Genomic DNA, 20,736 nt, shown 5'->3' with positions numbered 1-20,736 from the left:
GTGCTCTGCAACGGACTCGTTCGATATGCTGAACGCTGTCTCTGATGATGAATATGCTGTTGGAGACTATTTCCCGCCGAACGAAGGGGTCAAGGGCGATGTCGGCTGGCGAGACGGGGGGCGGAGCGCAGGTCAAGTCCGCCGTACGGACGGTTGAACTGCTCGAGTACTTCGCCGGACGCCCCGGCATGCACTCCCTCGCGTCGGTCCAGGAGGCCGTCGGGTATCCCAAGTCCAGCCTCTACATGCTGCTGCGCACGCTCGTGGAGCTGGGCTGGGTCGAGACGGACGCGACGGGCACGCGGTACGGCATCGGGGTGCGGGCGCTGCTGGTCGGCACCTCGTACATCGACGGCGACGAGGTGGTGGCGGCGGCGCGGCCGACGCTGGACCGGCTCTCCGACGACACGACGGAGACCATCCACCTCGCGCGCCTCGACGGCACGAACGTCGTCTACCTGGCCACCCGCCAGTCGCAGCACTACCTGCGGCCGTTCACCCGGGTCGGCCGCCGGCTGCCCGCGCACTCGACCTCCCTCGGCAAGGCGCTGCTGAGCACCTACGCCGACGAGCAGGTCCGCAAGATGCTGCCCGAGACGCTGCCCGCGCTGACCGAGCACACCATCACCGACCGGGAGAAGCTCATCGAGGAGCTGCACCAGGTGCGCGAGCAGGGCTTCGCCGTGGACCGCGAGGAGAACACGCTGGGACTGCGCTGCTTCGGCGTCGCGGTCCCCTACCGGACCCCCGCGCGGGACGCGATCAGCTGCTCGGTGCCGGTGGCAAGGCTGACGCCCGCGCACGAACAGATGGTCAAGGACGCGCTGTTCGACGCACGGGACCGGCTGACACTGGCCACGCGTAGGCTCTGAGCCATGTACATCGCACTGCGCGCGGTCCACGACAGTGATCTGCCCGTCTTCTTCCGGCAGATGAACGACCCGGAGGCCCTGCGCATGGCGGCCTTCACCCCCGCCGACCCGGCCGACCGGGACGCCTTCGACGAGCACTGGCGCAAGATCAGGTCCTCGTCCGCCATCGTGCGGACCGTCCTGGGCGACGGTGACGTCGTCGGCAGCGCCGCGGTGTACGGCGAGCCGGGCGAGCGCGAGGTGACCTACTGGATCGACCGGGCGCACTGGGGGCGGGGAGTGGCCACGGCGGCGCTGCGGGCCCTCCTCGCGGAGGTGCGGGACCGCCCGCTGTACGCGCGGGCGGCGGCCGACAACACCGGGTCGCGGCGCGTGCTGGAGAAGTGCGGCTTCGAGACGAGCGCCCGGGCCCGCGGCTTCGCCCCGGCGCGCGGCGAGGTGATCGACGAGGTCGTGCTGCACCTCGCGGAGTGACCCGGCTCCGGTGCGGCCGGGTTCATGAACGGACGATGAGAAATCGGGCGCACGGGAACGTTTCCCCCCGGCCCGCTCGTCTTGCTGCGGGATGAACAAGACGATCAGGCGCGCCTCGGTCTTCACGCTGCTCCTGGTGTTCGCTCTGCTGGTCAGGGCGACCTGGGTGCAGTTCTACGACGGCCGGGCGCTCGCGGACAGCAAGGACAACCGGCGCAACGCGATCGAGACGTACGCGGAGCCGCTGGGGAACATCATCGTGGCCGGCCGGTCCGTCACCGGCTCGGCGCCGACGGAGGGGAGCGACCTCGCGTACAAGCGCACGTACGAGGACGGGAAGCGCTACGCGGCGGTGACGGGCTACGCCTCGCAGGCGTACGCGCCGACGCAGTTGGAGGGCATCTACCAGGACGTGCTCAACGGCACCGACCCGCGGCTGAGGACCGTGACGGACACGGTCACGGGCAAGCGCGCCGAGCCGGGCAACGTGGTCACGACCATCGATCCGGACGTGCAGAGGGCCGGGTTCGAGGCGCTGGGCGAGACGAAGGGCGCGGCGGTCGCGATCGCCCCGAGGACGGGCGAGATCCTGTCGGTCGTGTCGACCCCCTCGTACGACCCGACGTCGCTCACCGACGCCAACACGGCGGGCGAGGCGTGGCAGGAGCTCACCGAGGACCCGGACAAGCCGCTGACCAACCGCGCACTGCGCCAGCCGCTGCCGCCTGGCTCCACGTTCAAGCTGGTGGTGGCGGCCGCCGCGCTGGAGAACGGGCTGTACGGGTCGGTGGACGCCGGGACCGACAGTCCGGACCCCTACCGGCTGCCGGGGACCACGACCGACCTGACGAACGAGAACCCGGACGCTCCCTGCGAGGACGCCACGATCCGCACCGCGCTCCGGTACTCCTGCAACAACGTCTTCGCGAAGATGGCCGTCGACCTCGGCCAGGACGAGGTGCGGGCCATGGCGGAGAAGTTCGGGTTCAACGACACGTCGCAGGACGTGCCGGTCCGGGCGTACACCAGCGTGTACCCGAAGGACATGGACAGCTCGTCGACCGCCCTGACGGGCATCGGCCAGTTCGACGTGACGGCGACCCCGCTCCAGATGGCGATGGTCTCCGCGGCCCTCGCCAACGGCGGCGAGCTGGTCTCCCCGCACATGGTGGCGCAGGTCACCGACAGCGGCGGCGACGTCCTGGAGGACCACTCCGACGCGGACTCCCGGCGGATCGTCGGCGCCGGCACCGCCGAACAGCTCCAGTCGGCCATGCGGACCGTCGTCGAGGAGGGCACGGGATCGAACGCGCGGATCCCCGGGGCGACGGTCGGCGGCAAGACGGGTACCGCCCAGCACGGCGAGAAGAACAGCAAGACGCCGTACGCCTGGTTCACCTCGTACGCCAAGTCCGACTCCTCGGACGAGGAGGTCGCCGTGGCGGTCGTCGTCGAGCAGTCCGACGCGGCCCGCTCCGAGGTCAGCGGCAACGGCCTGGCGGCCCCGGTGGCCAAGGCGATGATGGAGGCGGCGCTCAAGGGCTAGGCGGGTTCGGTCCCTCACACGGCGTTCGACGCACCGACCGTACGGTGCGTCGAGCGCTGCTACAGTCCGGACTCCGGCCCGGCGCACGGTTGTTCGACGCCGGGGCAGCCGCTGCGAGGAGGGTCCGCCCGTGGGCACAGTCGTCGACGACGCCGCCTCCGCGGAGTTCCACGCCTTCTTCGAACGCCATTACGCCGAGCTGTCCCGGCTCGCCCACCTGCTGACGGGCGAGCCGGACGCCGCCGACGACCTCGCGGCGGACGCCCTGCTCGCGCTGTGGCACCGCTGGGACCGGGTCCGCGCGGCCGACCACCCGGTGGCGTACGCGCGCGGGGTCGTCGCCAACCTCGCCCGCACCCGCATCCGCACCGCCGTGCGCGAGCGCAGACGCGTCGCGCTCTTCTGGGCGCAGCGCGAGGAGCGGACCGAGAACCCGGACGTCGCGGGCGTGGTGGACGTGCAGGAGGCGCTGCGCCGGCTGCCGTTCCGCAAGCGGGCGTGCGTGGTGCTGCGGCACGCCTTCGACCTCTCCGAGAAGGAGACGGCGCTGGCCCTGGGGGTCTCGGTGGGTACGGTGAAGAGCCAGACGTCGAAGGGCGTGGCCGAGTTGCAGCGGTTGCTCGGCACGCGGGCGGCTCCGGGGCAGGTGCCCGCGGCGTTCGCACGCAGTGGCGGGGCCGCGGGGAGGAACCGATGACCGGGCGGCGGGACGTGGACGAGGAGCTGCGCTCCCGGCTGCGCGAGGCGGCCGGCGCGCACCGGCCCGACCGGACGCGCATCCTCGCCCGGGTCGAGCGCGGCATGGCGGGCGGCGGGGAGCGTCCCGGCCCCCACCGGGTCACGCGTGCGCCGCTGCCGGGCTGGGCGCGGGTGGCCGGTGCGGCGGCCGCGGTGGCCGGGGTCCTCGCGGTCGGCGGGTACGCGGTCGCGTCGGCGGTGAAGGACGACGCCCCCGCGCAGCGCTCGGTGGCCACCTCGCCGACGCCGGCGCCCACCCCGTCGCCGGACGCCGCCGCGAGCGACGCGTCCGTCCCGCCCACCGGTCCGACGCCGAGCGCCCCCGCGGATGCGCGGACCCCGGACTCCCCGAGGCCCCCGCGGCCGCCGGCCGCCACCGCGACGGCGGCGGCGACGGCCCGCCCGCCCGGGTCCGCCGCCGAGGACGGACCGCTGTGGTCGGACGGCTCGGTGGACCCGCACAGCAACGACTTCTGGGCGCAGAGCAACCTCACGCTGAGGACGGACGTGCCCCTGACCGCGCTCACCGTGGAGCTGCGGGTCGCGCAGACCGGCGGGGTGGCCTCCACCGGCGCCTGGCGGACGCTGCCGGAGGAGGACTTCGCCTTCACGGTCGGCGAGCGGGACGGTTTCCTCGTCCACCGGTGGACGCTCGAACCGGGCCGGACGGTCCCGGCGGGCGAGTGGATGTTCGCCGGGCAGTACCACCACGAGCGCGGCGGCCGGGACGCGCGCGGCGACCGCTACACCGTGACGGCCACCGCCGGCTCCGAAGACCTCTCGGTGGACGGCGACTTCGCGACCGGCGACGGCGGCTCCTGACGGACGCGGGCGACGGCAGCGGCGGGTGGCGACGGGCGGAGGACGGCGCGCGGCGGCTCTCGGAAAAAAACTCGCGCGGCACGGCAACCTTTTTCCTCCCCGGTGGCGACCAGGAAGCACGAGAGCCTCACCCGCGCGGACCGACCGTCCGCGCACCCCTGGTCCGCCGGCCCGCCCCCCGGGCCGGCCGCGTGCCGTCCGAGCCCTTACTCGGCCGGCCGCCGAACGCCTCCGCCGGTGACGACCGGCGGAGGCGTTCCTCTGGGTGGGCGCCCGCGGAGCACCGTGGGACGGGTCAGCGGTGCCGGGCGTACGGCCGCCAGTCGCCGAGGTACGCCTCCCGGGTGTGCGAGGCGGCCTCGGCGCGGCTGAGCTGGGGCCGGTTCTCCGGAACGGTCACCGCGGCGCCGGGGCCGGTGTTGCGGTACTCGCGGAACCGCTGCTGCTGCCACGGGTACGTCTCCCGCATGTCGGCGTAGGGCGCGACCGCGTCGATGCCCGCGCCGAGGCGGGTCTCGCTGACGGTGAGCATCGGCCGGGCGGTGACGTCGGAGCTGGGCACCCAGGGGCGGGCCAGCTTGTAGTAGTCGTCGGGTGCCTCGCTGCCGACGCTGCCGTGCGTCACCAGGTAACCGCGTGGATTGGCGCCCGCCGTGGACGGCGCGAACACGAAGCCGTGCGGGGCGCCGGGCAGGTCGGTGCGGAGCAGGGTGCGGAAGTGGCAGTCCTCGAACACGGCCGTGGCCCGCCCGAAGACGAAGTCGACGTCACCCTCGACATGGCAGTGGGCGTAGTACTGGCGGGCGAAGTGGCCGAGGTCGCGGCTGTCGGCGTAGAGGGTGTCCTGGTGGCCGAGGAAGCGGCAGTGGTGGAAGGCGGTGCGGTCGCCCATGGCCTTGAGGGCGACGGCCTGGGTGCCGGTCCAGCCGGGGTGGTCGGCGCGCAGCCAGTCGTTGGCGAAGGTGATCCAGCGGGCGGTGAAGCCGTCGGCCCGCACGGTGGTGGTGGCCGAGCCGCTGGTGCCGTAGGTGCCGGAGCCGTCCGGTCTGGGGGTGCCGGCGGCGTTGTCGAAGACGATGACGACGTCCCGCGCGTCCCGCGAGGCGCCGATCCAGGTCGCCCCGGTGCGGTCGGCGTCCACGGAGACCGTCTCGCGGTAGGTGCCGGGGGCGAGGACCAGCGTCCAGCCGTCGCCCCGGGCCGCGTTCACGGCGGCCTGTACGGAGGTGAAGTCACCGCGGCCGTGCGGGTCGACGTAGAGGGTCCGCGGGGTACGGCGGGCGGCCGGGGAGCCGTACCGGCCGAAGGGACGCGGCCCCGGCCGGGGGCCGGCGGTGGCGGGGGCGGCCGTGGCGCCCAGGGCGGCGACCACGCCGGCGGTGGTCAGGAGGAAGCCTCTGCGGGACGGGGCGGCTCGGTGCATGCGGTGCTCCTCGCGGTGAGGGGGAGGGCCGGGGCGGTGCGGGCGCCCCGGCCCGGTTCGGGGGCGTCGGCGCGGGCGGGCGCGTCAGCGCAGGCGGCCCGCGCCCGCTCCGTGGTCGACGACGAGGGGGACCGCCCAGGCCGGGAGGACCTTGGTGCGCAGCGTCGGCGTCCAGCCCGCGCCGGACCGGAGGGGCTCGGCGGGGATCTCCGCGTTGTGCACGGCGATCAGGTCGACGCCGCGGCCGTTGACGCGGTTGTGCGCCGCGGTGACCGGCGCCTCGCTCCACTTCTTCAGCACCTTCGCCGGGCTGACGCCCTTCGGCAGGGTGAAGGCGTTGTGCTCGGCGACGAGCTGGGACTCCTTGCCGATGCCGAAGCTGTAGGCGTAGTCCTCGCCGGCCACGAAGTGGTTGTTGTAGACGTCGACCTGGCCGAAGCGGACCCGCGGCGCGCGCTCCACCAGGCCCTTGAACAGGTTGTGGTGGAACGTCGTCTTCAGGTGCCCGCGGTCACCGACGGCGGTGGACTCGCTGTCGCTGTTGCCGATGAGGATCGTCTTGTCGTGCTCGGTGAAGACGTTCCAGGAGGCGGTGACGTGGTCGGCGCCGCGCACGATGTCCAGCTGGCCGTCGTGCTGCTGGTACAGCATGCCGAAGTGGGTGGGCGCCGCGCTGTCGGGGTGCTCGCCGTCGGTGAAGGTGTTGTGGTCCAGCCAGACGTGGGTGGAGCCGTACACGACGGCGCTGTCGTACTCGGAGTTCCAGTTGCCCTTGTCGCCGTCGGTGGGGTCCCACTGCGGGAAGCAGTCGACGGGGCTCTCGAAGGTCAGGTTGCGGACGATGACGTTGTCCACGCCCTTGATCTGGAGGCTGGCGCCCTTGAGGCCGGCGTCGCGGCCGACGCCGATGATCGTGGTGTTGGCGGGGACGTTCGCCTTGATCGCCTGGTCCTGCCGGGCGGCGGAGGCGCGGCGCAGGCCCTCGGGGCTGTCGTCGGGCTCGGCGCCGAGGTCGGTGTCCAGGCCCCACGTCTCGGGGGCGTACTTCTCCAGGTAGGCGTCGAAGTCGTAGCCGGGCGCGGCGAAGGCGTCGCAGCCCTCGGAGACCGCGTCGACCGTGCCCTTCACCTTGATGATCCTCGGCGCGGTGCCCTCGACGGCCAGGGCGGCCTTGAAGGCGGCCCAGGTGGTGACGGTGTACACGCGGTCCGGGGCGGCGTCGGACCCGCCGGTGGTACCGGTGCCGTGGGAGGCCCAGCCGTCGTTGGCCGGCAGGGTCTGGCGGGCGGTGTCGCGCGGGTGGTGGTGGCCGGGGCGTGCCTGTGCGGTGGCGGCGGTCAGGGTCAGCACCAGAGCGGTGCAGCCGGCCAGCGCGACGGCTCTTCGGGTGGCATGCCCATGCCATACGGACGTGTTCATGGTGCGGCTCCTGTTCGTGTGCGGTTCCGGGGACGGGGCGCGAGCGGGTCAGGCGGTGACGGGCGGGGGCCAGTCGATCCAGGACGGGGGGATCTCCTCGTCCAGCCGGCGCACGTCCCGGTGCGCCAGCACCCGCGTGCGCAGCAGCTCCCGTGCGACGAGCCGGGCGACCTCGATGGCGCCGGGCGGGTTGAAGTGGGTGTTGTCCTGCTCGGTGGCGGTCCAGTTGAAGTACGTCTTGGTCGTCTCGGCACCGAGCCGCTGCCACAGCGCGAGGGACAGCGCCTGCACGTCGAGGAGCGCCACGCCCTCCTGTCGCGCGAGGGCCCGCATCGCCGCGGGGTACTCCCCGTGGCTCGGCTGCGCGGTGCCGGCCGCGTCGAACCGCCGCCGCTCGACGGGCGTGGCCAGCACCGGCCGCGCCCCGCGGGCCCGCGCGCCCTCCACGTACAGCCGCAGGTGCTCCTGGTACGTCGTCCAGGGCTCGGTGTGGCGGCTCGGGTCCTCGGTCTTCTCGTCGTTGTGGGCGAACTGGACGAGCAGGAGGTCCCCGGGCCGGATCAGGGCGAGGACGGCGTCGAGCCGGCCCTCGTCCACGAAGCTCTTGGAACTGCGCCCGTTCACGGCGTGGTTGGCGACGGGCCGGTCCTTCCGGAGGAAGAACGGCAACGCCATGCCCCACCCGGTCTCGGGCGCGGCGTCGGCGTACTTCCGCGCGGCGGTGGAGTCGCCGGCGATGTGCAGGGTGCGGTGGCGGTGCCCGCCGGCCCGGGCGGTCCCGGCGGCGGCGAACGCGAGGGGAAGGGAGGCCGCGGCGGCCGCGGCGACTTGTCTTCGGGTGAGTGACACGCCGGAGTGCCTTTCAGGAGTCGGGTGAGGACGGGGACGGCTCCCCGCGGGGCGCGGAGCGGCGCGCGACCGGCCGGGGGCGGCCCGCGGTCCGCGCGTCACGGACCGCCCCGCGGCGGGACCCGGGAACGGCTAGCCCATCTGCTCGGTCCACTCGGCCTGCGCCTCGTTCAGCTCCTCCGCCATCGTGTCGAGGAACGACTTCGCGCTCATCTTGCCGAGCAGGACCTTCTGGAGGTTCGGCTCGTTGTCCGCCTTGGAGACCGTGTTCCAGTCCGGCAGGTAGTACGGCAGCTGGACGATGGTCGTGGACCCGTCGCTCAGCGCGTCCGCCGCGAGCTTCGTCGGCTCGGCCTTCTGGATCCAGTCGTCCTTCGCCGCGTCGGCGTTCGACGGCACCTGCCCGGCCGACTCGTTGAACTTCGAGTTCTGCTCCGGGGAGGTGGCGAACTCGATGAACTTCCAGGCGGCGTCCTTGTTCTTGGAGCTCTTGAAGATGCCGAGGCCGTCGACCGGGTTGGAGACCTGGACCCGCTTGCCGGAGGCGCCCACCGGCTGCGGGATGCCCCGGAACTTGTCGACGCCGAGCGCCTTCACGTGGTCCTGGTAGGAGCCCAGGTTGTGGTTGAGCATGCCGATGGTGCCGGAGTCCCACTGGGCGACCATCTTGGCGAAGTCGTTGTTGACGTCGGCGGCCGGCGTGGCCTTCTTGTAGAGGGCCGCGTACTTCTCCAGCGCCTCGACGTTCTTCGGGTCGTTGACGGTCGTCTTCTTCTTGTCGGCGTCCCAGAACGAGGTGATGCCGGACTGGCCGTACATCGCGTCGAGCGCCTGGGCGATGGAGCCGGAGCCGCCGCGGATGGTGTAGCCGAACTCGTTCTTGCCCGCGTTCGTGAGCTTCTCGGCGGCCGTGTAGAAGGCGTCCCAGGTCGTCGGCGCCTCCAGGCCCGCCTTGTCGAAGAGGTCGGTGCGGTAGTAGAGGACGCCGTTGTTCGCGGAGGTGGGCACCGAGTACAGCGTGCCGTCGCCCCCGCCGGCCGCCTTCAGGGACTCGACCATGTCCTTGTTGAGCTTGCCGTTCAGGGAGGACCCCGTCAGGCGGTCGTCCAGCGGCTCCAGCGCGCCCTGGGCCGAGAACCCGGCGAGCATCGCCGCGCCGACACCGCCGACGTCCGGCAGACCGCCGCCCTGGATGGCGGTGTCGACCTTGGACTGGTACTCGGTGGCGGCGATCCCGACGTACTCCACGTCGATGTCCGGGTTCGCCTTCTCGAAGTCGGCGATGATCTCCTTCCAGACCGCCGTGCGGATACCGCCGTTGTTGTCCCAGAAGACGACCTTCCCCTTGCCGCTGCCCTCGGCGCCCTTGTCGCCGCCGCCCCCGCTGCCGTCGTCACCGCAGGCGGTGGCGGTCAGCGCGAGCACGGCCCCGAGGGCGACGGCGGCGGAGGTCCGGCGCCCGGCGGTGCTTCTGCTGCTGCGCATGCTGATCTTCATTGGTCGGCTCTCTTCTTCTGGATCCAACGGAGGGATGAACGAAGCGGTGCACGAAAGCGGTGAACGGGCTGAGCACGTGGGGGGAGGTCGGAGGGCCGGTGCGCGGGACGGTTCAGAGGGGGGTGGTCCGGAACCGGGTGAAGGTGGCCGTGCCGGCGTGTCCCTCGCCGTCGGGCGCGAGGGCGAACAGGCCCAGCAGGGCGCCGACCCAGCGCCAGGGGGTGGCGGCGAAGACCTGGCCGGTGGGGTGCGGGCCGTCTCCCAGGTCGTACAGGAACCGGCAGCGCGCGTCCGGGCCGGCCTCGATCCTGAGCCGTACCCGCCCCTCGGGTGCCGGGCGGGGGTGGTCGGCGTCCCGCTCGGCCTGAGCGACCGACTCGGCGAACCGGTGCACCAGGTGCACGGTCCCGTCCTCGGCCCGCTGGAGCCCGATCCAGCGGTAGGCGTCGCCGAGCACCGCGAGGCCGGCCCGGGCGCCCGGCCCGCCGTCGTCCAGGCGCAGTTCCACCTCGACGACCGAGGGGTCGCCGGGCAGCCGCTGCGTGAGCACGTTCGCCAGCCTGCGCAGGTCGTGCGCGTCGGCCGAGCGGACGCAGGCGAGCCGCAGGCCGTCCCCGGAGTGCTGGGTGGCCCAGCCGTCGCGGGGGTTGGCCGTCCACGACCACTGGCGGCCGAAGCGTCCGCCGGGGAAGTCGTCGTCGGTCGCGGGCGCGGCGGGCGGCTGCGGCGGCAGGGCGGGACGCGGGTGCCCGGCGACCGGGGCACCGTCGTCGCCCAGCACGGGCCAGCCGTCCGGACCCCAGGTCATCGGCTGGAGGTGGACCACCCGCCCGTACGCCCCGCGGTGCTGGAAGTGCAGGAACCAGTCCTCGCCGGACCCGGTGCGCACCCAGCCGCCCTGGTGGGGGCCGTTGACGTCGGTGTCCTTCTGCTCCAGGACGATCCGCTCCTCGTAGGGCCCGAAGAAGTCCCGGGAGCGGAAGGCGCCCTGCCAGCCGGTCTCCACTCCCCCGGCGGGCGCCAGGATCCAGAACCAGCCGTCGTGCCGGTAGAGCTTGGGGCCCTCCAGGGTGAACCACCCGGGCAGGCGGTCGCCGTCGACGATCACCTCGCCCTCGTCGAGGAGGGTGGTGCCGTCGGGGCTCATGCGGTGGCCGGTGAGGCGGTTCTTGATGCCGGAGCGGGATCTGGCCCAGGCGTGCACGAGGTAGGCCTCGCCGGTCTCCTCGTCCCACAGGGGGCAGGCGTCGATCAGTCCCTTGCCCGCCTTGAGCAGGTGGGGCGTGGTCCACGGCCCGCGGATGTCGGGGGCGTTGACCTGGAACACTCCCGTGTCGGGGTCGCCCCAGAAGATCCAGAAGCGGCCGGCGTGGTGGCGCAGGGACGGGGCCCACACGCCGCAGTCGTGCCGCGGCACCGCGAAGGCCCTCGCCGGCTCCAGCCGGGCCAGCGCGTGCCCCACCAGCGTCCAGTTGACCAGGTCGCGGGAGTGCAGCAGCGGCAGACCGGGGGCGCGGCCGAAGCTGGAGGCGGTCAGGTAGAAGTCGTCGCCGACGCGGACGACGTCCGGGTCGGACCAGTCGGCGTTCAGGACGGGGTTGGTGTAGGACCGGGCGGTCTCGGGGGTCACGGGCCCACCGCCTTCCGTACGAGGGTCGCGGCGCCGTCGGGGTCGAGCGGACCGTCGGCGACGACGGTGACGATCCTGCGGACGAGGGTGTCTCCGGGGGCGATCGCCCGGCGCTCGTCGTGGGCGAGGGAGGAACCGACGCCCGGGTACTCCTCGGTGCGCACGAACCACGGGTCGCGCCGGGTCGGCTCGGTGGCCCCGGCGAACACCAGCGACCAGCTGTCGCCGGTCAGGGCGAGCCAGTCGGCGCGGCGGCCGTGCACCTCCCGTTCGCCCTCGTGCTCGGCGGTGAAGACCCGGGGGGCGGCGCTCTCCTTGCGGGCGCGCCAGAAGAAGCCCCCGTAGGCGGCGCCGGGGCGCCCGTTGGTGGCGGGGCTGCCGAGGGTGAGCGCGCCCTGGGTGACGTTGGTGAGGGAGAAGGTGAAGTCCAGCGCCCAGGCGGTGGGGGTGAGTCCGGTGGCCGCCACCGTGCGCCGCTCACGCAGCAGCTCGACGCCGGCGGCGACCCACCGCAGCTCCTCGACGAACCCGTCGGGGTCGCGGAGCTGGAAGGCGGTGTGCCGCTGCGCGCCGTGGTTGTCCAGCTCGGTCGGCCCCCGGTCCCGGACGTAGGTGCGCCCGCCCCAGAAGTTGTGCCCCTCGACGTCGGGAACGGCGACACCGACGCCGAGGTGATGGAGGTGGTCGGCGGGGCGGGACTCGGTCACGGCCGTGCCGGCCAGGGTGGTGACGGGGTGCAGGTGGGGGCGCGGGGCGAGCCGGGCGGGCAGCTCGGGCCGGACCACGTACCGGCCGACGGGGCGGCCCGCCACGCGCAGTACCGGGGAGTCGTTGCCGGTCATCGGGTGCTCACCTCGATCAGCGGGCGCTCGGTGCGCGGCGCCCAGGGCGCGCCCAGTTCGGAGTAGAGGGACAGGGTGTCGGCGGCGGCGGCCACGAGCCCGTCGATGCCGGGGACCACGCGGCGGGACTCGCCGGGCACGCGCCGCCAGGCGGAGTCGGGCAGCGCCTCGGGGTCGGGGGCCCGGCGGATCGCCTCCACGACCTTCATGAAGGCGCCGGTCCCCTCCGGCGGGACCAGCAGGCCCGCGCCGGTGGTGAGGTGGTCGACCAGGTTCTCCAGCAGGTCGGTGCGGCCGTACTCGAACTCCTCGGGGCCGTGGCCGCCCCGCTGGAGCAGGACGCGGTCCTGCTTGTACCAGAAGGTGACGCGGCCGCGGCTGCCGTGCACCAGGACGTAGGGCTCGCCGGCCCGCTCGGCGCACAGGGTGGCGGCGACGGTGACGGGGTGCCCCTGCGCGGTGGTGATCCGTACGCAGGAGGTGTCGTCGGCCTCGATGTCGTTGGCGTGGCTCAGCTCGGTCTCGATGCCGTCGACGTCCTCGGCGCGGGTGCTGCCGCCGAGCGCGAGGGCGGTGGCGACGGCGTGCGCGAGGGGGTTGGTCAGCGCCCCGTCGATCACGTCGGCGCCGTCCAGCCGCCGCCGTCCCGACCAGGGCGCCCGGCGGAAGTAGGCCTCGTCGCGCACCCACGCCCCGGCCCCGCCGATGCCCCGCACCTCGCCGATCGCACCCTCGGCGATCAGTGCGCGGACCGCCGGCACGGCGTGCGAGCCCAGCGACTGGAAGCCGACCTGGCAGACGACGCCGGCCTCGGCGACCCCGTCGGCCATGCGCCGGAACTCGGCGTAGGAGGGCGCCGGGGGCTTCTCCAGCAGCAGGTGCACGCCTTTGCGGGCCGCGGTCAGGGCGAGGTCGGTGTGGGTGGGGATCGGCGTGCAGACGACGGCGACCCGGGCACCCGTGGAGTCGAGGAGGGCGCCGAAGTCGGCGGACTGCTCGGGCACTTCCCCGCCGGCCTCCTGCTCGGTCAGCGGGGTCAGCTCGCAGACGCCGGCCAGCCGGACCAGCCCCGCCCGCTCCAGGCGGCGGATGTTGGCGAGGTGCCAGCGGCCGTGGCCGCGGGCGCCCGCGAGGACGACGGGTGTCCGGCTCATCCCTTCACCGCCCCCGCGCTGAAGCCGGTGATCAGCCACTTCTGGATGAAGGCGAAGACGAGCACCACCGGCACGGCCGCGATGATGCCGCCGGCCGCGAGCGCGCCGAGGTCGACGCTGTCCGCGCTCATGAGGGTGTTGAGGCCGACCGGGATGGTCTGCTTCTCCTGGTTGTTGAGGAACATCAGGGCGAACAGGAAGTGGTTCCAGGAGTGCACGAAGGCGAAGGAGCCGACGGCGATCAGTCCCGGCCGCAGCAGCGGCAGCACCACGACCCGGAAGGCCCGGAAGCGCCCGCAGCCGTCGACCCAGGCCGCCTCCTCCAGCGAGTACGGCACGTTCTTGATGAAGTTGCTGATCAGGATCATCGACAGCGGGAGCTGGAAGACCGTCTCGGCGATGATGACGCTGCCGAGCGAGTTGATCATCTGGAGGCCGGCGAAGATCTCGAAGAGCGGGACCAGCAGCAGCGCGCCGGGCACGAACTGCGAGCAGAGCAGGGCGAGCATGAAGGCCCGCTTGATCCTGAAGTCGAACCGGGCGAGGGCGTAGCCGCCGGCCAGCGCGACCAGCGTGGTCATCACTAGGGTGGCGAGACCGACGTACACGCTGTTCTGGAAGAAGGTGCCGAAGGACCGGTCGGTCCACACCTTCTCGAAGTGCTCGAAGGTGATCGGCCAGGGCACGAGCGAGGTGGACCCCGCCGGGCGCAGGGCGAAGAGCAGGATCCAGTAGAACGGGATCAGGGTGAAGACGAGGTAGACGCCGAGCGGCAGGTAGATCTGCCAGCGGGGTACCTCGTCCCAGGCGGGACGGCGCTTCTTCGCCGGACGCGGCGGTTCGTGGTCGGCCCGTGCGGGCGCGGGGGCGGGCGCGGTGGCCGCTTCGGTGATCATTTGTTGTCGCCTCCGAACTTGCTCAGCCGCAGGTAGACGATCGAGCAGAAGAGCAGGATCACGAACGCGACCGTGGTGAGGGCCGACGCGTAGCCGAAGTCGTGGGCGTCGACGCTGGTGTTGGCGATGTACAGCGGCAGTGTCGTGGTCACTCCCGCGGGTCCGCCGCCGGTCAGGGTGTAGAGCAGGTCCACGTTGTTGAACTCCCACACCGCGCGCAGCAGCGTGGACAGGATGATGGCGTCCTTCAGGTGCGGCAGGGTGATGTGCCAGAACTGCTTGAGCCGGCTCGCCCCGTCGACCTCGGCGGCCTCGTACAGGTCCTTCGAGACGGACTGGAGGTCGGCGAGGATGAGGATCGCGAAGAAGGGGACGCCTCGCCACAGGTCGGCGACGACCGCCGCGGAGAAGACGGTCGAGGTGTCCGACAGCCAGCTGGTGCCGTACTCGCCGATGCCCATGTCGGCGAGGTAACGGGTGATGCCGGTCTGGGAGTTGTAGAGCAGCACCCAGATCGCGGAGGTCAGCACGCCGGAGACGGCCCACGGGGAGAAGACCAGGGCGCGGCCGATGCCCCGGCCGACGAAGGTCTGGTTGACGATGAGCGCCAGGGCCAGGCCGAAGAGCAGTTGCAGTCCGACCTCGACGAAGACCCACTTGGCGCTGAAGACCAGGGTGTCCCAGAACACCGGGTCGTCGGTGAAGATCTTGGTGAAGTTGTCGAGGCCCGCGAAGCCGTTGCGCCACGGTTTGGTGGGGTTGTACTCCTGCAGGCTGTAGTAGAAGACGCTGATGACCGGGTAGGCGATGAAGCCCAGCATCAGCAGGGCGGCCGGTGCGATCAGCAGGTACGGGAGCCTGCGCGGGGTGGCGGAGGCACGGCGCCGCCGGGGTGGCGCGGGCTCTTTCGCCACGGCTGCGGCTTGGGCCATGACAGATCTCCGTTCTGGTACGTGTCGTGCGCGGGTCGTACAGGAAGCGCTTTCTGCGGGTGCAGGGGTGTGCGGAGGTCTTCCTCCGCACCGGGGGGGTCAGCCGGCGTACGGGTCGCGCACCTTGCCGGGGCGGGCCAGGAACTCGAAGTCGCAGCCGGTGTCGGCCTGGGTGATCTGTTCGTCGTAGAGCGCGCCGTAGCCCCGCTCGTAGCGGGCGGGCGGCGGTGTCCAGGCGGCGCGGCGGCGCTCCAGCTCGGCCTCGTCCACGTGGAGGTGCAGGAGGCGCGCCCCGACGTCGAGGGTGATCGGGTCGCCGGTGCGCACCAGGGCCAGCGGTCCGCCGACGTGCGACTCGGGTGCCACGTGCAGCACGCACGCGCCGTAACTCGTCCCGCTCATCCGGGCGTCGGAGATCCGCACCATGTCCCGTACGCCCTGCTTGAGCAGGTGGTCGGGGAGGGGCAGCATCCCGTACTCGGGCATGCCGGGGCCGCCCCTGGGGCCCGAGCCGCGCAGCACCAGCACGCTGTCGGCGGTGATGTTCAGGTCCGGGTCGTTGATGGTGCGCTGCATGGTCCGGTAGTCGTCGAAGACGACCGCGGGGCCGGTGTGCTTGAGCAGGTGCGGTTCGGCGGAGATGTGCTTGATGACGGCGCCGTCGGGGCAGAGGTTGCCGCGCAGGACGGCGACCCCGCCCTCGGTGGCGACGGGGTTGTCCCGGAGGCGGATGACGTCGTCGTCGTGGACGCGGGCGCCTGCCAGCTGCTCGCGCATCGTGTCGTGCGCGACCGTGGGCCGGTCCAGGTGGAGCAGGTCGGTGATGCGGGAGAGGAAGCCGGGCAGGCCGCCGGCGAAGTGGAAGTCCTCCATCAGGTACTTCTGCCCGCCGGGGCGGACGTTGGCGAGGACCGGGACCGTGCGGGCGACGCGGTCGAAGTCGTCCAGGGTGAGGGTGACGCCCGCCCGGCCGGCCATGGCGATCAGGTGGATCACGGCGTTGGTGGAGCCGCCGAGGCCGAGGACGGTGGTGACGGCGTCCTCGAAGGCGTCGGCGGTGAGGATGTCGCTCAGCTTCCGGTCCTTGTGGACCAGTTCGACGATACGGAGTCCGGCCGCGGCGGCCATCCGGTCGTGCCCGGAGTCGACGGCCGGGATGCTGGAGGCGCCCGGGACCGTGACGCCGAGCGCTTCGGCGGCGGCGGTCAGCGTGGACGCCGTGCCCATGGTCATGCAGTGGCCGGGCGAGCGCGCCAGGCCGCTCTCCAGTTCCTGCATCTCGCAGTCGCCGATCAGGCCGGCCCGCTTGTCGTCCCAGTACTTCCACATGTCGGTGCCGGAGCCGAGGGTCTCGCCGCGCCAGTGCCCGGGGAGCATGGGCCCGGCGGGCACGAAGACCGCGGGCAGGTCCACCGAGGCGGCGCCCATGAGCAGGGCGGGGGTGGACTTGTCGCAGCCGCCCATCAGGACGGCGCCGTCGACCGGGTAGGAGCGCAGCAGCTCCTCGGTCTCCATGGCGAGGAGGTTGCGGTAGAGCATGGGGGTCGGCTTCTGGAAGGTCTCGCTGAGCGTGGAGACCGGGAACTCCAGCGGGAAGCCGCCCGCCTGCCAGACCCCCCGCTTGACCGCCTGGGCGCGGTCGCGCAGGTGGACGTGGCAGGGGTTGATGTCGGACCAGGTGTTGAGGATGGCGATGACCGGCTTGCCGAGGTGCTCCTCGGGCAGGTAGCCGAGCTGGCGGGTGCGGGCGCGGTGGCTGAAGGAGCGCAGGCCGTCCGTGCCGTACCACTGGTGGCTGCGGAGCTGCTCCGGGGGCCTCACGCCGACCACCCCGCGACGATCAGGGCGACCTCGGCGCGCTCGTCCTCGGGCAGCGGCCGGCTCGGCGGGCGGACCTCCCGGCGGCACAGGCCCAGCGAGGCGAGGGCCTCCTTGACCACGGTGACGTTGTTGGCGGAGCCGTCGGCGGCGCGCAGCTCCTCGAAGCGGCGGATCTGCTCCCAGACCTTCATGGCTGCCGGGTAGTCCCCGGCCCGCAGCGCCTCGATCATGTTGAGCGAGACGGCCGGGGCGACGTTCACCAGTCCCGAGGTGAAGCCGGTGGCGCCGGCGGAGAAGTACGAGGGCGCGTACGGCTCGGCCAGCCCCGCGATCCACACGAAGCGGTCGAGGCCGGCGTCGCGGGCGAAGGCGGCGAACCGGGCGGCGTCCGGCACGGCGTACTTCACGCCGATGACGTTGGGGCAGGCGTCGGCGAGTTCGGCGAGCCGGGCGCCGGGGAGCCGGGCGTTGCGGATGTAGGGCACGACGCCCAGGGCGGGCACGGCCTCGGCGATGGCGCGGTGGTAGTCGACCCAGCCGCTCTGGGCGACGTAGGGGTGGACGGGCTGGTGGACCATCACCATGGTGGCGCCCAGGTCCCGGGCGTGCCGTGCGGAGGCGACCGCGGTGGGCACGTCGTGGCCGACGCCGACCAGGATCGCGGCGCGGTCGCCGGCCTCCTCCGCGGTCAGCTCGGCCACCAGGGTCCGCTCGGCCGGGGTCAGGGCGTAGAACTCGCCGGTGTTGCCGCCCGGGGTGAGGGTCGTGATGCCACCGTCGAGGAGACGACGCAGCAGGGCCCGGTAGGTGGCGGGGTCGACGGTGCCGTCCTCGGCGAACGGGGTCACCGGGATCGCCACCACGTCGGCCAGGGCCGCCCGCTGGGTCTCGAACGTCGCTGTCATGCCTGACCGTCCTCTTCCTGGGCCCGGGCTCCCGCTCCGGGGAAGGCCCGCTCGACGAAGGACGCGATGTGGGCGTGGAGGGCGCGGGCCGCGCCGTCCGCGTCACCGGCGAGGGCGAGGCGCAGGATCTCCTGGTGCTCGCAGGCCTCCCGCTCCCAGGAGGGGTCGGCGGCCCAGGCGACGGCGGAGACGAGGGCCGCCTGGTCGCGGACCTCGTCGAGCATCCGGCCGAGCAGCGGGTTGCCGCAGGGCACGTACAGGGCGCGGTGGAACTCCCGGTTGGCGAGGGAGCGTTCGGCCGTGTCGGTGGCCCGGTCGGCGCGGGTCAGCGCGTCCGTCGCGGCCTCCAGGGAGGCCCCGCGGCGCACGGCGCGGCGCAGCGCCTCGGGCTCCAGGAGCAGCCGCACGTCGTAGACCTCGCGCGCCATGTCCGCGTCCACCATGCGCACCGTGACGCCCTTGTACTGGCTCATCACGACCAGCCCGGTACCGGCCAGCGTCTTGAGCGCCTCGCGCACCGGTGTCTTGGACACCCCGAACTGCGCGGCAAGGTCGGTCTCGACCAGGGCCTGGCCGGGGGTGAGCCGGCCGGTGAGGATGCGGCGTTTGATCTCCTCCAGCACGTACTGCGTGCGGGAGGGGATCGGCGTGGGCACAGAGGTCATGCGCGCCTCTCGGAGTCTTCGCGTCGGATGCGCGGGCCGGATACCGCGTGCCGGGTCCCGTGGGAGCCCTCGCGTATCTGATCTCGCGTATCGCGTCTCATATATGACGTACGGAGTACGACGCGTTGAAGGTAAGAGGGGCGCGGAGCCACGTCAATGCTTCTGACAAAGGAAGTTGGGCGCGGTGGGTCGTCGGGGGCCGAGGGCGGTGCGTCGTCCTCAGGCGGGCCTCGTCCAGCCCGGGTCGCGCCCGCTGAGCCCCACCGCCCGGTCCAGGAGCGGGGCGTCGGCGGGGACGGGGACGACGGGGCCGAACATGCCGGCGTCCCGGTCGGACTCCTCGGACGCGGCCGCGAGCAGGCCGTACGACGCCTGGAGGGCGGCCGGGTCGGGCCGGTACTCCTGGCCGGTCGCGCGGGCCAGGTCCCAGCCGTGGATCACCAGTTCGTCGGCGGCCACCGCTCCGGCGACCTCGCCGGGCAGGTCGATGCCGCCGGCCCGGGTCATGCCGGTCCAGGCGTCCGGTGCGCGCCACGCCTCGGCGAGTTCGGCGAGCGCCGTGCCCAGTTCCTCGCGCCAGCCGGGGCCGATGTCCGCCACGGCCGCTCCGGGGTCGGTGTCGGTGGTGCCGCCCAGGTCCTTGCGCGCGGCGTCGCGGAAGGCGGTGGCCAGACCGGTCAGGTGGCCGAGCAGGTGGCGGACCGCCAGGTCCGGGCACGGGGTGGGGTCGTCGAGCCGCCCCTCGGACACGCCCTCGGCGAGGCGGGCGAGCACCTGGGTCTGCGGGGTGAGGTCGAGGGTGCGGGTGGGGGTGGGGGTGCCGTCGGTCATCTGCTGCTCCTCGGGGACGCGGGCCGTCCGCGGGTCGGCCCTCTGAGGAGACAGACCGATCCCGGCCGCGAAACTCATCGGCTTCCGGGGCTCGTCCTAGGTCATGTGCCCGATGTCCGGGCCCGCCCCTCAGGACCACGATGACCAGGCATGACGGCAAGGACGACACGCAAGAGGAAGACGACGCCCGGGGCCTGGCCCGTGGTCCGCGTCCTGCGCGACCGCAACGCGGGCCTGTACCTCACCGGGGTGGTGGTGTCCGGCTTCGGCACCTCCGCGCTGTGGCTGGTGTCCGGTGTCTGGGTCAAGGACCTCACCGGCTCGGACGGACTGGCGGCGCTGTGCATGCTCGCGATGTGGGCGCCGGCCCTGGCGGGACCGGCACTGGGCATGCCGGCCGACCGGGTCCGCCGCAAGCCCCTGCTGATCACCCTGAACCTGCTGACGGCCGCCCTCCTGCCCGCCCTGTTCGTCGTGGACTCGCCGGACACGGTGTGGCTGCTGTTCGCGGTGCTGTTCCTCTACGGCGCGGCCGGCGTCGTCCACGACGCGGCCGAGTCGGCGCTCGTCGCCGCGGCCGTCGACCGGCGTCTGCTCGGCGACTTCAACGGGCTGCGCATGACCGCGGGCGAGGGGATGAAGCTCGTGGCGCCGCCGGTGGGGGCGCTCGTGTACGCGGCGCTCGGCGGCGCGGGCGTGGTGGCGCTGGACGCGGTGACGTTCGTGCTGGCCGCGGGCGTGTGCGCGGCCCTGCGGGTCGAGGAGGAGAGGCCTCGGCGGCCCGCGACCGACTGGCGGCGGCGGACGGCGGAGGGCGCCCGGTACCTGTGGGGCCACCCGCGGCTGCGCCCGCTCGTCCTCGCGGGCGGCGCCATGATGCTCTGCGCGGGCGTCGGCGGACCGACGGTGTACGCCGTCGTCGACGCGCTGGGCCACTCCCCCGCCTACGCCGGTGTGCTGTACGCCGCCCAGGGCGCCGGCTCACTGCTGATCGGGGTGGTGGCGGGGCCCGCGCTGCGGCGTCTGGGGGAACGGCGGTTCGCGGCGGCCGGGATCGCGCTGCTGGCGGTGGCGCTGGCGGTGCGGGCGGTGCCGTACGAGGCGGTGGCCCTGGCGTCCGGCGTCGCGGCCGGGGCGGGGATGCCGGCCGTGCTCGTCGCCGCCCTGACCGCGGTGCAGCGCGCGACGCCGGGGCCGCTGATGGGCCGGGTCGCGGCCACGGCCAACTCCCTGGTCTTCGTGCCCACCGTGTTCGGGCTGGCGGTGGGGGCGGTACTGGTGGAGCTGGTCGACCTCCGGGTGCTGCTGCCCGCCCTGGGGGCGACGGCACTGGTGGCCGCGGTACCGCTCGCCCGACGGCCGGCGCCCGAGGACGCCCCCGCCGCCGGGACGCCCGCGGCCCCCGGCCCCGGCTGAGCCG

The 20,736-nt window shown here is 73.3% G+C and carries 19 protein-coding genes; 6 read left to right on the top strand and 13 right to left on the bottom strand.

Annotated elements, in window-relative coordinates:
• The first annotated feature begins 98 nt into the window (after positions 1–98).
• The 5 genes from AC07FV_RS05310 to AC07FV_RS05290 all read left to right on the top strand — a co-directional run bounded on the left by AC07FV_RS05310 (position 99) and on the right by AC07FV_RS05290 (position 4,452).
• Entirely contained in the window at positions 99–872 is a 774-nt protein-coding gene (locus tag AC07FV_RS05310) for an IclR family transcriptional regulator (protein WP_479084754.1), read from the top strand.
• A 3-nt stretch (positions 873–875) separates the two neighbouring features.
• Complete coding sequence (locus tag AC07FV_RS05305; RefSeq protein ID WP_479084752.1) at positions 876–1,346, top strand: GNAT family N-acetyltransferase; 471 nt, start codon at positions 876–878, stop codon at positions 1,344–1,346.
• A 91-nt stretch (positions 1,347–1,437) separates the two neighbouring features.
• Positions 1,438–2,892 (top strand): penicillin-binding transpeptidase domain-containing protein, encoded by a 1,455-nt coding sequence (locus tag AC07FV_RS05300; protein WP_479084750.1) that lies wholly within the window; start codon positions 1,438–1,440, stop codon positions 2,890–2,892.
• A 130-nt stretch (positions 2,893–3,022) separates the two neighbouring features.
• The gene (locus AC07FV_RS05295) at positions 3,023–3,589 is read left to right on the top strand and encodes a SigE family RNA polymerase sigma factor (RefSeq protein ID WP_479084748.1); all 567 of its coding nucleotides are present in this window, start codon (positions 3,023–3,025) and stop codon (positions 3,587–3,589) included.
• Positions 3,586–4,452: a hypothetical protein gene (locus tag AC07FV_RS05290; protein WP_479084746.1), complete on the top strand. Its 867-nt coding sequence runs from the start codon at positions 3,586–3,588 to the stop codon at positions 4,450–4,452. The genes AC07FV_RS05295 and AC07FV_RS05290 overlap by 4 nt, the downstream gene beginning before the upstream one ends.
• 295 nt (positions 4,453–4,747) lie before the next feature.
• Here AC07FV_RS05290 and AC07FV_RS05285 read toward each other — a convergent pair whose 3' ends face one another.
• The 13 genes from AC07FV_RS05285 to AC07FV_RS05225 all read right to left on the bottom strand — a co-directional run bounded on the left by AC07FV_RS05285 (position 4,748) and on the right by AC07FV_RS05225 (position 19,316).
• Positions 4,748–5,875, bottom strand: coding sequence for a pectinesterase family protein (locus AC07FV_RS05285; protein ID WP_479084745.1), 1,128 nt, complete (start codon positions 5,873–5,875; stop codon positions 4,748–4,750).
• 84 nt (positions 5,876–5,959) lie between these two features.
• On the bottom strand, positions 5,960–7,294 hold the full coding sequence (locus AC07FV_RS05280; RefSeq protein ID WP_479084744.1) for a pectate lyase family protein: 1,335 nt from the start codon (positions 7,292–7,294) through the stop codon (positions 5,960–5,962).
• A 48-nt stretch (positions 7,295–7,342) separates the two neighbouring features.
• Positions 7,343–8,143 (bottom strand): rhamnogalacturonan acetylesterase, encoded by an 801-nt coding sequence (locus tag AC07FV_RS05275; RefSeq protein WP_479084743.1) that lies wholly within the window; start codon positions 8,141–8,143, stop codon positions 7,343–7,345.
• A 132-nt stretch (positions 8,144–8,275) separates the two neighbouring features.
• Positions 8,276–9,640 (bottom strand): ABC transporter substrate-binding protein, encoded by a 1,365-nt coding sequence (locus tag AC07FV_RS05270; RefSeq protein WP_479084742.1) that lies wholly within the window; start codon positions 9,638–9,640, stop codon positions 8,276–8,278.
• A gap of 112 nt (positions 9,641–9,752) precedes the next feature.
• A complete protein-coding gene (locus tag AC07FV_RS05265) occupies positions 9,753–11,270 on the bottom strand; it encodes a glycoside hydrolase family 43 protein (protein ID WP_479084741.1) in 1,518 nt (505 codons plus the stop codon).
• Positions 11,267–12,112, bottom strand: coding sequence for a DUF6807 domain-containing protein (locus tag AC07FV_RS05260; protein ID WP_479084739.1), 846 nt, complete (start codon positions 12,110–12,112; stop codon positions 11,267–11,269). Before AC07FV_RS05260 ends, AC07FV_RS05265 begins: the two co-directional genes overlap by 4 nt.
• A complete protein-coding gene (locus tag AC07FV_RS05255; protein WP_479084738.1) occupies positions 12,109–13,266 on the bottom strand; it encodes a Gfo/Idh/MocA family protein in 1,158 nt (385 codons plus the stop codon). The genes AC07FV_RS05260 and AC07FV_RS05255 overlap by 4 nt, the downstream gene beginning before the upstream one ends.
• Positions 13,263–14,162, bottom strand: coding sequence for a carbohydrate ABC transporter permease (locus AC07FV_RS05250; protein WP_479084737.1), 900 nt, complete (start codon positions 14,160–14,162; stop codon positions 13,263–13,265). The genes AC07FV_RS05255 and AC07FV_RS05250 overlap by 4 nt, the downstream gene beginning before the upstream one ends.
• Positions 14,159–15,094 carry a carbohydrate ABC transporter permease gene (locus AC07FV_RS05245; protein ID WP_383647576.1) on the bottom strand — a complete coding sequence of 312 codons (936 nt, stop codon included), beginning with the start codon at positions 15,092–15,094 and terminating at the stop codon, positions 14,159–14,161. The genes AC07FV_RS05250 and AC07FV_RS05245 overlap by 4 nt, the downstream gene beginning before the upstream one ends.
• Positions 15,095–15,193: 99 nt before the next feature.
• Complete coding sequence (gene araD, locus AC07FV_RS05240) at positions 15,194–16,915, bottom strand: L-arabinonate dehydratase (protein ID WP_479084736.1); 1,722 nt, start codon at positions 16,913–16,915, stop codon at positions 15,194–15,196.
• The gene (locus tag AC07FV_RS05235) at positions 16,912–17,820 is read right to left on the bottom strand and encodes a dihydrodipicolinate synthase family protein (protein WP_479084734.1); all 909 of its coding nucleotides are present in this window, start codon (positions 17,818–17,820) and stop codon (positions 16,912–16,914) included. The genes araD and AC07FV_RS05235 overlap by 4 nt, the downstream gene beginning before the upstream one ends.
• The gene (locus tag AC07FV_RS05230; RefSeq protein WP_479084732.1) at positions 17,817–18,485 is read right to left on the bottom strand and encodes a GntR family transcriptional regulator; all 669 of its coding nucleotides are present in this window, start codon (positions 18,483–18,485) and stop codon (positions 17,817–17,819) included. The genes AC07FV_RS05235 and AC07FV_RS05230 overlap by 4 nt, the downstream gene beginning before the upstream one ends.
• A 219-nt stretch (positions 18,486–18,704) precedes the next feature.
• Positions 18,705–19,316: a TIGR03086 family metal-binding protein gene (locus tag AC07FV_RS05225; protein WP_479084731.1), complete on the bottom strand. Its 612-nt coding sequence runs from the start codon at positions 19,314–19,316 to the stop codon at positions 18,705–18,707.
• 150 nt (positions 19,317–19,466) lie between these two features.
• On the opposite strand from AC07FV_RS05225, the gene AC07FV_RS05220 reads away from it, so the two are divergent.
• Positions 19,467–20,732, top strand: a complete 1,266-nt coding sequence (locus tag AC07FV_RS05220; protein WP_479084730.1) for an MFS transporter — start codon at positions 19,467–19,469, stop codon at positions 20,730–20,732.
• Positions 20,733–20,736 lie beyond the last annotated feature (4 nt).

It is taken from the genome of Streptomyces sp. NPDC045956 (assembly GCF_056430705.1).
Note: the sequence above shows the minus strand (reverse complement) of the source record. Positions and strands in the feature narration are given on the sequence as shown.